We start from the raw sequence: 14,871 nt of genomic DNA, 5'->3' as shown, positions 1-14,871 counted from the left end.
TCTGGTATTGTTACAAGCTCTCATAAGAATACCTTTCTCTAAATAGTTGAATTTTAAAGTAATCCGAAATCAATCAGTCTTCCCAACATCAAGACCATCAGACTTCTTTTGTGATTGGACTCGAATCTCCAATCGTTTATTCTTCTGAATAAACTGTTGGTAAGGAATTGTATTACTAAACATAAAAACCCCTAGTAATGCAAATGTAACTAATTTTTTAATTCCACGTTTTTTTCTCATGCAATGAAACCCCTTTCTGTTTCCTTGTTTTTATTCTAGCATATATATATTATTTAGCCAAGTATTTTTATGTAATTTTTGACTTTTTTATTTTTTTATTACCATAGGGAATTATTCATCCCTTTAACTTGCTATTTTGAACTAAAAATTTTATAATGAAATTAAGCAAATAGGAAGGTTTATTATCTTTAATGAATACACTCGCAGAGAAATTCAGATTGAAAAGAAAAGAGTTGAGACTCTCCCAACAAACTCTTGCAGAAGGAATTTGTGAACAAAGCCAGATTAGTAAAATTGAGAGAGGGCATTTCATTCCCTCCGCAGACCTTTTGTTCAAACTCTCACAACGACTTGAAGTACCATTAGATTATTTTTTTAATGAACAAATTGAAATTAAATCTAACCTCTCTAATTTCAAGCAATTATCTGCTCGCCTATTAGATGATAGAAATTATGACGATTTGGAATATATTTATAGAATAGAGATTGAACGAAGTACTTTTCTAACACTAGAAGACCGAATTTACCTTGAATGGATTAAAGCTATTATTGACTTCTATCAATATGACAGTAAGTGTGAGGCTATTTCTTCATTGGAAAATATATTATTAAAAGTCTCTTCAAATACTCTGATTTATTTAAAGGTATTGAATACTCTATCTAATTTCCATTCCTTAGTGGGTCGTGAACAAGAATATGAGGCAAACTACTCTCATTTAATGGAGTTATATCAGACAAAAAATTTTGAGCATCAAGAGTTTTTATTTGGCTACATCAGAGTTCGTTACAACTACGCTCACTACCTAGTGTCAAAGGAAAAATATAACGAGGCCATCCAAGAAGCTCTTGAGACGATTGAACTCTGTAAACAAAGACAGACAAGCTACCAACTGGCTTCTCTACTTATTCTTGTAGGAAATGCTGGAGCCAAATTTCTAGACAAAGAACAAGTCAAAAATTATTATATAGAAGCAAGAGAGTTATGTAAGATTTATAACAATCCTTTAATGTTGATGAAGATAGAAAATTATTTGAAGGAATTAGATACTGTTTAGTTAATATTGACATTATAGTTTTTCTGAAACGTTAAATAACCTGTAAGGCTGATAGTGAAATTAATACTATCAGCCTTATAATTATGTGACTATTAGTCCGTCTCGCTCCGCTAGGTGCGAGACAAAAAAACCACCCGCTATGCGGGTGGTCATGATTTACGAGTAAATTCAAGTTCAATCAGCTAAAAACAACTACCTTATACTCAATGAAAATCAAAGAGTAAAGCAGGAAGCTAGCCGTAGGCTGTTCAAGACACTGCTTTGAGGTTGCAGATATAGCTAATGTTGTTTGAAGAGATTCTAGAAGAGTATTACTCTACAGATTTCAAGGCTTCAAGCATATCAATCTTTCTCAAATGATGATTAACAAAGAAACCTAGCAAGATCAAAATGATACTTACTGCCGTCACGGGGATTACATAGACTTCCCAACCTACCTGCGGATAAAAGAGAATAGTCGCTGGCGAAATCATTTGAATCAAAAATTGGTGTAAATAGAAACCAGCTACCAGACCAAGTACGATTCCCACAAGGGACAGCACAATCGTTTCACGGTAAATGTAGAGGGTGACTTCATTACTATGAAAACCGAGAACCTTGATAGTGGAGAGTTCACGGATTCTCTCAGCTACGTTGATATTGGTGAGATTGTAAAGAATAACAATAGCCAACAGAACCGATACGATGACCAAGATGGTCATGGTCTGATTGAGGGAGCTGGCGACAGAGTCAAAGAGTTGAATAGCTGAAGCATTCTGGACAACACTGGACACCGCAGCTTGATTCATAAGTAAACCTGCCTGCCTTTCGATACTAGTAGCACTAAAATCCTTTAGCGTAACCAGATAAGTGTTGGCTTGGGGCACCTGTACGTAAATTTGCTCATAGCTAGCCTGACTCATATAAATAAAGTGACCAACGTAGTTCTCAGCAATGGCAGCGACCTTTAGTTCCTTACCTTCAATTTCTAAAGTCTGCCCAACCTTGACACCTGCCAGCTGAGCTAGTTTAGCTGTAATAACAACGCCATTTTTTAATGTCAGCTCTTGCTGATGATGTTGCAGATGGATAAAGGGTGTAAAATCTTCCTTATCTATCATCATAAGGGTAATGGTTTGAAGACCAGCCTTACCTTTGAAATCCTTGTCTAGCGTTTTAGAATATATTTTCTGGTAGGCTTGGATATCTTGTCCTTTCAACACTTCTTCCAATTCTGCTTTGTCTTGATTGGTCGCACTAGGATTTTCAGAGACAATCATTTGATACTGTTGAATTTGTTGAAACTGTCTAGACGGAACTCCCGCTACAGAGGATTGAATTCCCAAACCGGCAAAGAGCAGAGCGACTGAACCTGCCACACCAAAAATCGTCATCAACATCCGCTGCTTATAACGGAAGATATTGCGGGCTGTTACCTTATGAGTAAAACTGAGACGGCGCCAGATAAAACCGATGCGCTCCAGTAAGATTTTAGCTCCTTTAACAGGAGGTTTAGGCAGTAAAAGCTGGGCTGCTTCGTCATGCAGTTCCCTACGAGCCACTAGATAGGCTGGTAACACACTCGCCACCCAACTTAAGACAAGAGCCAGTAAGCTATAGGTCCAATAGAACTGAATCTGGGTTTCTCCCACCACCATGCCTTTTGTAATGACACTTGAAATCACACTAGCTAGTAAATAATGGCCAAGTATACTACCTAGAGCTGTTCCGACAGTCCCAGCTACTAGACCATAGAGGAGAAATTTAGCGATAATATCCTTACTGCGATAGCCCAAGGCCTTAAAGATACCTGCATGTGTTCGCTCTTCATCCACAAAGCGAGTCATAGTTGTAAAGGTCACCATGGCTGCTACGGCATAAAGAACCACAGGAAAGATATTACCCACTGCTCGAATACTGGATGAAGCATTGCTATACATGAGGTAGCCTTGACCGCCAGGAATGGTCTGACGATTATAGACCTGATACCTTGGCTCAGCTAATTCATCCAAGACTTGCTGATGTTTTTCTAATTTTTCCTTTTCTTGGGCTAGATTTTGTTCAGCCTGCTTTAGTTTATCCTCTTCCTTGCTCAATTCCTGCTTGGCTTGGGTAAATTGAGCACTGGCTTGCTCTCTCTGAGCTTGAGGCAGCAAGGCTAGTTGACTTTCCTGAGCCTGTAAACGAGCTTGGGCAGTTGCTAAACGACGCTTGCCTTCCTGCAAATTAGTCTCAGCCTTGTCAAGAGTCTCTTGACCTTTGTCTAGAGACTCTTGTCCTTCTTTTTTCAAGAGTTGCAAACGTACCTTGCCATTATCTGATAAAGCTTGTTCAAGGTCTTCCTGATGTTGCTTGGATTTTTCTTCATAAGCTTCTGAAAAAGCATTTAAGTCTGCTAAATCTTGATATTTCAAACGAGCTATATTGTAGACTTTCTGATCAAACTGACTAGGTAAAATCACTCCATAGGCTGTCAGAGTCCCACTTCCACTTCCTGCATAGCCCATATCTCGCTGGGAGTGGATTTCAGCCGAATCCACAAAACCGGTAATGGTAAAAGTATGGTCTTTTAAAGGGGAATGACCGCCTTCTTTTTCTTTAAAGCTAATCTCCTGTCCTATACGATATTGACCCTGCAAATGAGTGGCCAAGGCGATTTCCTTGTCTGACTGAGGAAGTCGTCCCTCTCTTAGCTGAAAGGTTGAAATTCGCTCTGATTTGGAGTACAGCCGAATGGCATCCTGCCCATTCTCCATAGTCACATCTGTCAAATAGCCAAACTCAACCTCTGCGCCCTCTATCTGTTCTAGTTCTTCTTTATCTGCTTGATTCAAACCATAATTAGACATGACTGCCAAATCCAAGGTTTTAGCAGTTCTTAAATAAGCATTAGCTGTCGCCTCCATGTTGGGACTGGTTACTTTGAGGCCTACTAGAGCTAAAGAACCCAGCATCATCAAGGTTAAGATGGATAAAAAACGCCCTTTGGAGCCTGTGAAGGACTGAATCAAGTCCTTCCAATAGGTTTTTCGCTTGATCATGCTAGTACTCCAATGTATCGATATCCTGAGGATGCTGGTTGATCACCACATCCTTGACACTGGCATCGTGCATATGAATCACGCGATCAGCAATGGGCGCCAAAGCTCCATTGTGAGTCACGACGATTACCGTCGCTCCCTTTTGACGAGACATGTCTTGGAGAATCTTCAAAACCTGCTTGCCTGTCTGATAATCCAAGGCTCCAGTCGGTTCATCACAAAGGAGAATTTTAGGATTTTTGGCTACCGCGCGTGCAATGGAGACTCGCTGTTGCTCCCCTCCAGAAAGCTGGGCTGGAAAATTATTGAGACGATGAGCAAGACCTACATCTGTCAAGACCTGGTCAGGATTCAAGGCACCTGTCACGATTTCTGAAGCCAACTCCACATTTTCCTTAGCAGTTAGATTGGAAACTAGATTATAAAACTGAAAAACAAAACCGACATCATTGCGGCGGTAATTGGTTCTCTGGTGGGAACTATAGTCTGCAATATTGACACCATCAATCCAGATTTCCCCCTCGTCGTTGGTATCCATTCCCCCAAGAAGGTTAAGAACTGTTGACTTACCAGCACCTGACGCACCAAGGATAATCACCAGCTCCCCTTTTTCAATCTCAAAATTCACATCACGATTGGCCACAATCTCCGTGTCCCCAACCTGATAACGCTTGTAACAATGTTTCATCTCAATATAAGCCATATCATTTTCTCTTTCTTTCATATTTAATATCATTATATCGCTTTTTCAAGTCGTTGAAAACTGGGAACAAAAACAAAAAGCCTAGAAATTAATTCTAGACTTACAATTTTTTATTTTCCAAGGTAGTATTCAGAAACTACGTTCAATTTTTCGTCGAATTCGAATACCAATGGTGGGAAGTTAGGGATTTCCACGTCCATGATTTCGTCATCTGACAAACCTTTGATGTGTTTTACAAGGGCACGGATTGAGTTACCATGAGCTCCTACAAATACATTTTTACCACCTTTAAGTGCTGGAGCGATCTTGTCTTCCCAGAATGGAAGGGCACGTTCCAAAGTTACTTTCAAGTTTTCAGCATCTGGAATTACTGAGTCGTCAAGTGAAGCGTAACGACGGTCTGTGTGAGCTGAGTGCTCATCATCACGATCCATGTTTGGAGGCAATACATCGTATGAACGACGCCAGATGTGAACTTGCTCATCACCAAATTGTTCAGCAGCTTCAGCCTTGTTTTTACCAGTCAAACCACCATAGTGACGTTCGTTCAAACGCCATGATTTTTCAACTGGAACCCACAATTGGTCAGCAGCTTCAAGAGCCAAGTTAGTAGTTTTGATAGCACGTTTCAATACTGAAGTATAAGCTTGGTCAAATTCGATACCAGCTTCTTTGATCAATTTACCAGCGTCAATCGCTTGTTGTGTACCTTTTTCAGACAAATCAACATCAGCCCAACCAGTGAAAAGGTTAGCTTTGTTCCATTCAGACTCACCGTGGCGAGCAAAAACCAATTTTACCATTAGATGGATTCTCCTTTAAATTTTCCGAGGTTTCCCCTCGTTTATCTATTCTATTTTACACAATTTTTCACAAAAAAGCTAGTCAAAACCAAAAAGGAAAGGACTGTTTGGCAGTCCTTTTCCTTCTTAGTATAATACAACAACCTTACTTCTCTTCAAATCCTTCTGCGACTGCATCCGCAAAGTTTTCTTCTACGATGCTTGCACAGTGGTCACAGATGACTGCGTGGTAGCTACGTTCTGCTGTTGTTGGGTCGATACGACGGCAACGGTCACATACTTGGCCTGCAGCACGTTCAACTGTAAAGGCTACATCTTCGAAACTAACGGCAGATTCTGGAGCTGGTCCTTCTGCGATAGTCAATTCAGACACGATCAAAAGTTGAGCTACATTGCTGTTTACTGCTTCGAGTAGAGTTTTCACCACTTCATTTGGATAAACTGTCAAGTGAGCTTCAAGTGATTTACCGATTACTTTTGCATTACGAGCTTCTTCCAAGGCCTTTTGAGCTTGTCCACGGAAGTCCATGAAGGCTGCCCATGTATCCAAGATTTCTTCTTGATTAGCAAAAGTTTCTGCTTCTGGCAATTCTGACAATTGAACGAAGTCTTCAGCTTCAAACTCAAGATATGACCAGATTTCTTCCGCAGTGTGAGGAAGGATTGGTGTCAAGAGTTTGGTGATTTTCACAAGAATATCATAGAAAACAGTCTGCATTTGACGACGTTCCAGTGATTTAGCACCTTCGATATAAACAACGTCCTTAGCAAAATCAAGGTAAAAGGCTGACAAGTCAACGTTGATAAAGTTCACCAAGGCCTTGTAAATTGTCAAGAATTCAAAGTTTGCGTAAGCATCACGAATCGTTTTCACAAGCTGGTTAAAGCGAATCGTCATGTACTTATCAACTGAACGTAGTTCTTCGTAAGCTACCGCATCCTCAGCTGGGTTAAAGTCAGATGTGTTAGCAATCAAGAAACGAAGAGTGTTACGGATCTTACGGTAAGTTTCAGAGACTTGGCTCAAGATATCCATAGAGATACGCACATCGTTGCTTGAGTCCACACTAGTTACCCATAGACGCAAGATTTCTGCACCAAATTGTTTTTCAACATCGCTTGGAGCAATGGTATTCCCAAGAGATTTAGACATCTTCTCACCTTTACCATCCAAAGCAAAACCTTGTGACAAGATTTGTTTGTAAGGTGCCACGCCATGGTTGGCAACAGATGTGATGAGTGAAGAGTTGAACCAACCACGGTATTGGTCAGAACCTTCTAGGTAAAGGTCTGCTGGGTAAGTCAACTCTGGACGGTTTACAACAACCCCATTCCATGATGAACCTGAGTCAAACCAAACGTCCATGATATCAGTTTCTTTCTTGAACTCACCATTTGGTGAACCTGGGTGGCTAAATCCTTCTGGCAAGAGATCCTTAGCATCACGTTCCCACCAAATGCTTGAACCGTGTACTTCAAAGAGTTGAGCCACATGTTCAATAGTTTCAGCAGTCATGATAGCTGTACCGTCTTCAGCGTAGAAGATTGGAAGTGGAACACCCCAAGCACGTTGACGAGAGATAACCCAGTCGCCACGGTCACGGATCATATTGTAAAGACGGACTTTACCCCATTCTGAGTGGAATTTCACCTTTTCAATTTCATCCAAGATTTCTTGGCGGAATTTAGAAACTGAGGCAAACCATTGTGGTACTGCACGCCAGATGATTGGTTTCTTAGTACGCCAGTCAAATGGATATGAGTGAGAGATTTCTTCTTGGGCAAGAAGGAGGTTACCAAGTTTCTCGATAACAGTTGGAACTACCTTTTCATAGAATTGACCTTCAAACTCAGCACCAGCATTAGCCATCATGATACCGCGTTCATCAACAGTGACCGCAACTTCAAGACCATTAGCAATACCGACATTGTAGTCGTCTTCACCAAAACCAGGGGCTGTATGGACAATACCAGTACCAGAGTCAGTGGTAACGTGATCACCAAGGATAACCAATTCATCTACAGCTGTATCCCATGGGTGTTCTGTTACGATGTGGTTGAGTTCTTGACCACGGTAAGTTGCCAAAACTTGAACATCAGCCCAGCCAAATTTCTCAGACAAGCTAGTCAACAATTCTGCAGCAACCACAAACTTACGAGTTTCACCAGCAGGTTGAACCAAAACGTAATCAATATCCGCTCCAACAGTCAAACCACGAGAAGCTGTAATGGTAAATGGAGTAGTTGTCCAGACAGCGATGTAAGTATCTGTATCTAGAACACCTTTGCCATCTTTTACCTTATTGGCATAGTAAAGGGAAGTTGAAACCAAGTCATGGTATTCAATCTCCGCTTCCGCAAGGGCTGACTCAGATGACCAAGACCAGTAAACTGGTTTTGCACCACGGTAGATATAACCTTTATTAGCCATCTCACCGAAGACACGGATTTGGGCTGCTTCATAATCAGGAGTCAAAGTCACATATGGATTTTCCCAGTCACCAGAAACCCCCAAACGTTTAAAGTCTTCACGTTGTTTATCTACTTGAGAAAGAGCGTATTCACGGCAAAGTTTCAAGTACTCAACCAAGTCCATTTCTTTGCGTTTAACACCTTGTTTTGCCAAAACTTGCTCGATTGGCAGACCATGAGTATCCCAACCTGGGATAAATGGTGCATAAAAACCTGACATTGATTTTGAGCGAACAATGATATCTTTTGAAATCTTGTTCATAGCATGTCCAACGTGGATATTTCCGTTCGCGTATGGAGGGCCATCATGCAAGGTGAAATGAGGTTTTCCTTGGTTCAATTCTTGACGACGTTGGTAAAGTTTTGCATCTTCCCATTCCTTTTGCCAAACTGGCTCTTTGGTAGGAAGGCCTGCACGCATTGGGAAAGCTGTTTTCCCAAGGTTAAGGGTATCTTTGAGTTTCATGGTATCTCCTTTATAAATAATAACAAATTAAAAACCACGACTGCCAAAAAGGACGAAAATCGTGGTACCACCTTTGTTCGGAAAAAGATCTAGTCTTTCTCCCTCTTTTCCCGTAACGTGGGGAACGTCAAATCTTACTAGCTTCAGACTTGAGTTTTTGAGAGGATAATCTTATCATTAGGGAATGCAGGACTCACACCATCTCCTACTCGCTGGAAATATAAGGATAAGATATTGTTCTCACATCGTTTCTTATAAAATTGTAACAGATTCTTGCGGTGCCACAAAACCTGGTTCTGAGTTTACAGCTTCAGTAGCTGGTGTTGGGCCTGAGTAATGGCTTGGGACTACTTCTGGCTCTTCATACATTGGACCAACTGGATGAGCAGGCTCTTCTTCAATTTGAGGACTCACTACAGGAGTTGGATTTTCCACTTCCTGTTTAGCCTGAGCTTCAAATTCAGCCAATTCTTTATTGGCTGCCTCAATACGAGCTTGTAACTCTGCCATTTCTGCCTGAGAAAATTGACGTGTCATATCAATTGGTTCTTCCTCAATTGGAGCTGGAATCGGTTCTCCAAGCACTTCGCTAACCACTTCTTTAAAGGCTTCATCACTGGTTTGAAGATAAGTAGCTGTTGGACGAAGAATATCTTCCCAATCTGAAGATTCAACAATTGCTAACTGGCTCTCAATTGTAGATTTAAGACGTTGGTGGAAGACACGACTCTTGTTCTTCAATTCTTCTGTTTCAACAGCAACTTTCTTAGCATTATCAGTTGCGTGACGAAGAATTTCATTTGCCTTGTACTTAGCTTCTTCCAATAAACGTTGTGCATCTTGCTCTGCTTGATGGATAATATTGTTTGAACGTTCAGATGCAGCTTGTTTTACTCGTTCAGCTGTATCTTGGGCAATCAATACAGACTGGCTCAATGAATCTTTCATCTCATCAAAATAAGACAAACGATCTTCTAAACTCTTAATATGTAAATCCTTATCATGATTAGAGCGGACTAAATCTTCATAATCACGGACTACAATATCTAAAAACTCATCTACTTCTTCTGGATCAAAACCTCTAAAGCGTGTGCTAAAGGTTTTATCTTTGATTTCTAACGATGTAATTGGCATATTTTTCCTCACTTACTTAATAACAACTGGACTGTTATTTTTTTCTTCTCTTTTTTCGTTTGTCCCTTATCTTGAAGCAACCTCAGACGCCCAAATTTTCTAACACTAATCAAGTCTCCAACTTGAACAGTATAATCTGATTTGTCTACCATATGATAATTTACTTGGACAAGTTTCTTATCAATCAACTGGTTTGCTTGATTTCTAGATAGTTTTAAAACATTTGATAAAAGAACATCTAATCTAAAACTAGACACGCATAAATCCAGCTCTCTATACTGTTCTAGCTTATCTATTTTCTCGGTGAAAGGACGTTCCTCCAGCGAAACGGGTATACGGCCAATTTTCTTTAATCCATCTTGAAAGAGAAGAAGAAACTGCTGATTAATCATAATCTGCGCCCGTTCTTCATCTACTAGGATATCTCCAAAAAGTTTCCGTTCAATCCCTAATTGATTGATGACTGTCCCTAAAATCTTAGCATGCGTTAAGTGTTCAAATTTATTGGAATACACAATTTCCTGGAGAGACATTTCAAAATCTGAAAACTCTGGCTGGAAATAATCTGGGTATAATAAAACTCGAACATACTCACTTGAGACGAATTCCCCACTACTACTACAAGCAAGATCATAGGTTTTGGCTAAAATTTTTAATAGCTTCTCCTGATGAGGATTGATAAAAGGAGTTAAAAAAGGAGCATAGCTATCTTCTACCTTCTTTATCCATTCCATTCCCTTATCAAGAAAGGGACGATCTTCTATAGAGAAATGCTGGTAAATCCCTTTATTCATCCTATCATCGCCAGAAAACGCACTAAGTTTTCCCCTAAAAACCGAACCAAAACAATCGCAACCCAAACAGATAAATCTAGACCTGCTATCTGTAAAGGCAGGCGTTGCAAAGGAGCAAGCACTGGTTTTACCAATGCCACAATCCAACGACCCAAACTTGATTCGTAGGCGCCTGGAAACCAAGACATGACAGCAAAGGCTACCAAAATCAGGGAGTAAATATCCACTGCATTATAAATCAGACGAATTAAAAAAATCATTATCGTCCTCTATTTCGTCTCATATCAAAATCAAACTCACCCTGTTGATCTTCATCTGGTAAACGAATATCTTCAACATTTACAATAACATTCACTGGTGTCAACAGGTACATGGTAGAAGCTACCTTTTTCAAATTTCCAGCTAGAACATGGCAAGCTCCATCCAGATAATCTAAACAACGACGAGCTTGCACTTCAGTCATATATTGAAAATCAATCAAAATACTTTCGTTTCCTGCTAATAAATCAACAATTTCTATCGCATCTTCATATTTTCTAGGGTAACGAACATCGATTGTTACTTTTTCAGTAGAATGCTGACTTTGCTTGGCTAACTCTTGTTGACGTGCATGCAGTCTAGTAATATTAGCTTCTTTTGTACTACTTGTGCTTGTGCGTGGTATTTGATTTGTTGAAAGAGCCTTGTCCTGTGTAGAATTTATTGGAGTCAAAATGGGCTCATCTCGTTTTTCATTAGGGAGACTTAAATCCTCATCCTCCGTAAAATAATCTATAAATCTATCGAATCTATCTTTTAAAGACATGGTTCTCTCCTACTTAAAAAATGCTGTACCTATGCGAACAAAGGTGGAACCGAATTGAATCGCTTCTTTATAATCACGACTCATTCCCATACTTAACTCGGTCATAGGCATCTTTGGAATTTGTTTTTCTTGGATTTCTTTTTGTAAATCTTGAGTCGCCTTGAAAATTGCTTTCAACTGTTCACTGCTAGCCTCAAATGGCGCCATTGTCATCAAACCAACATATTCAATCTTATCTAGTTTGGCTAACTCTGGCAAGACTTCCAATAATTCTTCTCTCGAAAAGCCGTGTTTACTTTCTTCGTTAGAAATATTTACTTGAAGGAAACACTTGATGACTCGGTCACTTCTTTTTTGGATTTCCTCTGCTAGCTTTACTGAATCCAATGCATGGAAATAATCAACGTATTGAATGACATCTTTCACCTTACGTCTTTGCAAGGTACCAATCAAATGCCAAGTCACATCTCGATCTTTTAAAGCTTGATATTTCTCTAGAAACTTATCTACACGATTTTCACCGATATGATGAACCCCTAGCGGAAGCAAGGCTTCCGCTGTCGGTACATCTACATACTTGGTAACTGCAATGACAGAGACTGAGTCACTCTCGCGATGAGCACTCAGACTTGCTTCTGCGACTTCTAGAAAAACACGTTCTGTATTTTCTTTTACATTCATTTACTTAACGATTTTTGAAAAATGGAGGTGTATCCAACTCATCTTCATCTTGTGAATTTGGAATTTCAAAACGTTCTACCGGTGACACTACTGAATCAGTCGGACGAACAATTGTCTCGCGACGTAAATCCCAATCACCAAAAGCAGATCCTTGAGCTTGTTCCGAGCGACGTTGATTTTGCTTTGGCAATTCAGCCGTTTCTGCCATATCAAAATGACGATCAAATCCATGTGAATGAGCTGGTCTCACTGTCTCACGGTAGTTGGTAGTAGGTCTAGCTTGTGGAGCCACAACCTTCTCTACACGATCTTGACGAACACCCGTTGCAACAACTGTTACACGGATCTCATCACGCATACTTTCATCAATTGAAGTACCGAGCCAGATGTTTACTCCTTGTCCTGCTGCTTGGTTCACAATTTGTGAAGCCTCTTCTGCCTCAATCAAGGTTAAGTCAAGACCACCAGTTACGTTGACAATCACATCTTCTGCTCCATCAATTGTTGTTTCAAGAAGTGGAGAGTAAATTGCCTTACGTGCTGCTTCTACCACACGTTCTTCTCCACTACCGATACCAATACCCATAAGAGCATTCCCTTTATTTGCCATAACTGTTTTCACATCGGCAAAGTCAAGGTTAATCAATCCTGGATTGGTAATCAAATCGGTAATTCCTTGAACACCTTGACGAAGAACGTTATCTGCCTCGCTAAGAGCTTCAAGAAGTGGAGTCTTCTTATCAACAATCTCAAGTAAGTTGTTGTTCGAGATAATCAATAGAGTATCTACATGCTCACGAAGTTGATTGATTCCTTCTACAGCAAATTGTCCACGTTTGCTTCCTTCAAAACCAAACGGACGTGTTACAACACCAACTGTAAGAGCACCTAAATCTTTTGCAATACGAGCAATAACAGGGGCAGCTCCAGTTCCAGAGCCTCCTCCCATACCAGCAGTGATGAAGACCATATCTGCGCCACTGATAGCTTCAGTCAGTGTTTCTTCGCTTTCTTCAGCAGCTTTACGACCAACCTCAGGTTGACCTCCTGCACCCAAACCGCGAGTCAATTTAGGTCCTAACTGAATAACAGTCTCAGCTTTTGTACTGCTCAAGGCTTGCACATCTGTATTTGCTGCGATAAATTCTACGCCTGTAACACCTTCGTCGACCATACGGTTGATGGCATTGCCACCACCTCCACCGACACCAATTACTTTAATCACTGCACCTTGGGCAGCAGCTGTATCAAATGAAAATGTCATAATTTATTTTTCCTCTTTATTCGTCAAACATGCTTCCGATCAAGCCACGGAAACGATCTGCTAATTTCGGTTTATTTTGTGAAGTCTGTTGAAAATCTGCAACTTGTTCTGCAGGAGCTACAGGTTCTACTTCTGGAGTAGGAGCTGGTTGAACAGTAGTTGATTGAACAAACTGAGCTGTTTTCTGAATCATTCCCCCAAAACTGAGCGGTTGTTGGAATAATCCTTCATCACCCTTGACTGCTCGTTGAGCCAAGAGATGTACTTCTGTCAATTGTCCCGCGAATTCTGACAGACTAATCACATGCGCAAAAGCCGGATTACGAATTCCAACTTGGTTTGGAACATAGAGTTTCACACGAACACCAAAAACTTCTTGAGCAAGCTCCACAATACCCGGTAAAATAGCCGTTCCACCAATCAAAACAATGCCACCAGGAAGATCCAATAAATGTCTTCTGTCTAAGTCTTGTTTGATTTGTTCAAAAATATGCTTAATTCGTGCAGAAATAATCTCTGACAAGTAATTTTCTGTTACTTCAACAGGTTCTACTTCCCCAATCACTTCGACTTGGAATGTTTCTTTACTTGCGAGAGGAGGATAAGCCTCTCCATAGTTTAATTTCAAACCTTCAGCTAGTTTTTGTGATGTCTTCAAGACTTTAGAGATATCCTTAGTTACATAATCTCCACCTTCTTGAAGAATATTTGTAAACTGGAGTTCTTGGTTACGGATTGTAGCAACAGTTGTTTGACCTGCTCCCATATCAATCACAGTAGCTCCAAATTCACGCTCTCCTTCGTTCAAGACTGAACGAACCAAAGCCAATGGTGAAATAATAATATTTTCAACCTGAACACCTGCACGCTCAACTGTCTTACGTAAATTGTGAAGAATAGTACGTGGACCTGTGTAAAGCAAACCACGCATTTCAAGACGAACACCCATCATGCCACGCGGGTCACGAATACCTTGGAAACCATCTACGATAAATTCTTCTGGAATAAAAGTAATGACTTCACGATCTGGTGTCATACTCTTTGTCAAAGCTGATTTGACAACATTTTCGACATCTTGGTCTGTAATTTCTTTTGTATCAGATGTAACTGGAATCATTCCCTGAGTTGGTTCTACCTGTAAGAGATTAGCTGGTAAACCAACATTTACTGATTTAATTGAAATGCCTGCTTTTTCTTCCGCTTGGGAAATTGCTGATTTGATAGCAGTTGCTGCTGCATCAATATCAACAATAATTCCATCCTTTACACCTTTACTTTTGGCATTACTCACGCCAATTACATTTAATTCACCATTTCTCTGCTCGGCTACAAGCACCTTGACAGAGCTTGTTCCAATATCTAGACCTGTAAAAAAGCCTTCTCTAGCCATTACATCGCATCCTCTCTATCTTCCAAGTTTCTAACTTCGTAATA

At 40.3% G+C, this 14,871-nt stretch carries 13 protein-coding genes; 1 reads left to right on the top strand and 12 read right to left on the bottom strand.

All coding sequences use genetic code 11. The features are described from left to right. Positions 1-69: 69 nt before the first annotated feature. Positions 70-240: a PhrA family quorum-sensing system peptide gene (locus tag HT734_RS09595; protein WP_001227864.1), complete on the bottom strand. Its 171-nt coding sequence runs from the start codon at positions 238-240 to the stop codon at positions 70-72. Between the two features lie 191 nt (positions 241-431). Here HT734_RS09595 and HT734_RS04505 point away from each other — a divergent pair, with 191 nt between their 5' ends. Further along, positions 432-1,295, top strand: a complete 864-nt coding sequence (locus HT734_RS04505) for a helix-turn-helix transcriptional regulator (protein ID WP_173277928.1) — start codon at positions 432-434, stop codon at positions 1,293-1,295. A 311-nt stretch (positions 1,296-1,606) separates the two neighbouring features. On the opposite strand, the gene HT734_RS04500 is transcribed toward HT734_RS04505, so the two are convergent. From HT734_RS04500 to ftsA, 11 genes are all read right to left on the bottom strand, one after another. After that, a complete protein-coding gene (locus HT734_RS04500) occupies positions 1,607-4,315 on the bottom strand; it encodes an FtsX-like permease family protein (RefSeq protein ID WP_173277926.1) in 2,709 nt (902 codons plus the stop codon). A gap of 1 nt (position 4,316) precedes the next feature. Further along, positions 4,317-5,018, bottom strand: coding sequence for an ABC transporter ATP-binding protein (locus tag HT734_RS04495; protein WP_173277968.1), 702 nt, complete (start codon positions 5,016-5,018; stop codon positions 4,317-4,319). Positions 5,019-5,128: 110 nt separating this feature from the next. After that, the gene (locus HT734_RS04490; protein ID WP_173277925.1) at positions 5,129-5,821 is read right to left on the bottom strand and encodes a phosphoglycerate mutase; all 693 of its coding nucleotides are present in this window, start codon (positions 5,819-5,821) and stop codon (positions 5,129-5,131) included. Between the two features lie 145 nt (positions 5,822-5,966). Further along, entirely contained in the window at positions 5,967-8,759 is a 2,793-nt protein-coding gene (gene ileS, locus HT734_RS04485) for an isoleucine--tRNA ligase (protein ID WP_173277923.1), read from the bottom strand. 252 nt (positions 8,760-9,011) lie between these two features. Then, positions 9,012-9,893, bottom strand: coding sequence for a DivIVA domain-containing protein (locus tag HT734_RS04480; protein ID WP_345889926.1), 882 nt, complete (start codon positions 9,891-9,893; stop codon positions 9,012-9,014). An 8-nt stretch (positions 9,894-9,901) separates the two neighbouring features. Continuing rightward, entirely contained in the window at positions 9,902-10,687 is a 786-nt protein-coding gene (locus HT734_RS04475; RefSeq protein ID WP_140834556.1) for an RNA-binding protein, read from the bottom strand. Beyond that, the gene (locus HT734_RS04470) at positions 10,684-10,947 is read right to left on the bottom strand and encodes a YggT family protein (RefSeq protein ID WP_000576506.1); all 264 of its coding nucleotides are present in this window, start codon (positions 10,945-10,947) and stop codon (positions 10,684-10,686) included. The genes HT734_RS04475 and HT734_RS04470 overlap by 4 nt, the downstream gene beginning before the upstream one ends. Continuing rightward, entirely contained in the window at positions 10,947-11,492 is a 546-nt protein-coding gene (locus HT734_RS04465; protein ID WP_173277920.1) for a cell division protein SepF, read from the bottom strand. Before HT734_RS04465 ends, HT734_RS04470 begins: the two co-directional genes overlap by 1 nt. A gap of 9 nt (positions 11,493-11,501) precedes the next feature. Beyond that, a complete protein-coding gene (locus HT734_RS04460) occupies positions 11,502-12,173 on the bottom strand; it encodes a YggS family pyridoxal phosphate-dependent enzyme (protein ID WP_173277918.1) in 672 nt (223 codons plus the stop codon). A 4-nt stretch (positions 12,174-12,177) separates the two neighbouring features. Further along, positions 12,178-13,437 carry a cell division protein FtsZ gene (gene ftsZ / locus HT734_RS04455; protein WP_173277917.1) on the bottom strand — a complete coding sequence of 420 codons (1,260 nt, stop codon included), beginning with the start codon at positions 13,435-13,437 and terminating at the stop codon, positions 12,178-12,180. A 16-nt stretch (positions 13,438-13,453) separates the two neighbouring features. After that, complete coding sequence (ftsA, locus tag HT734_RS04450; protein WP_000090387.1) at positions 13,454-14,827, bottom strand: cell division protein FtsA; 1,374 nt, start codon at positions 14,825-14,827, stop codon at positions 13,454-13,456. Positions 14,828-14,871: the final 44 nt, after the last annotated feature.

This window comes from Streptococcus sp. k-90, from assembly GCF_013277565.1.
GTDB lineage: Bacteria > Bacillota > Bacilli > Lactobacillales > Streptococcaceae > Streptococcus.
This window is presented reverse-complemented; position numbering and strand designations above follow the sequence as displayed.

Coding starts and splice junctions, on each gene's coding strand:
- HT734_RS09595 (WP_001227864.1), bottom strand. CDS start 240: ATGAGAAAAAAACGTGGAATTAAAAAATTAGTTACATTTGCATTACTA.
- HT734_RS04505 (WP_173277928.1), top strand. CDS start 432: ATGAATACACTCGCAGAGAAATTCAGATTGAAAAGAAAAGAGTTGAGA.
- HT734_RS04500 (WP_173277926.1), bottom strand. CDS start 4,315: ATGATCAAGCGAAAAACCTATTGGAAGGACTTGATTCAGTCCTTCACA.
- HT734_RS04495 (WP_173277968.1), bottom strand. CDS start 5,018: ATGGCTTATATTGAGATGAAACATTGTTACAAGCGTTATCAGGTTGGG.
- HT734_RS04490 (WP_173277925.1), bottom strand. CDS start 5,821: ATGGTAAAATTGGTTTTTGCTCGCCACGGTGAGTCTGAATGGAACAAA.
- ileS (WP_173277923.1), bottom strand. CDS start 8,759: ATGAAACTCAAAGATACCCTTAACCTTGGGAAAACAGCTTTCCCAATG.
- HT734_RS04480 (WP_345889926.1), bottom strand. CDS start 9,893: ATGCCAATTACATCGTTAGAAATCAAAGATAAAACCTTTAGCACACGC.
- HT734_RS04475 (WP_140834556.1), bottom strand. CDS start 10,687: ATGAATAAAGGGATTTACCAGCATTTCTCTATAGAAGATCGTCCCTTT.
- HT734_RS04470 (WP_000576506.1), bottom strand. CDS start 10,947: ATGATTTTTTTAATTCGTCTGATTTATAATGCAGTGGATATTTACTCC.
- HT734_RS04465 (WP_173277920.1), bottom strand. CDS start 11,492: ATGTCTTTAAAAGATAGATTCGATAGATTTATAGATTATTTTACGGAG.
- HT734_RS04460 (WP_173277918.1), bottom strand. CDS start 12,173: ATGAATGTAAAAGAAAATACAGAACGTGTTTTTCTAGAAGTCGCAGAA.
- ftsZ (WP_173277917.1), bottom strand. CDS start 13,437: ATGACATTTTCATTTGATACAGCTGCTGCCCAAGGTGCAGTGATTAAA.
- ftsA (WP_000090387.1), bottom strand. CDS start 14,827: ATGGCTAGAGAAGGCTTTTTTACAGGTCTAGATATTGGAACAAGCTCT.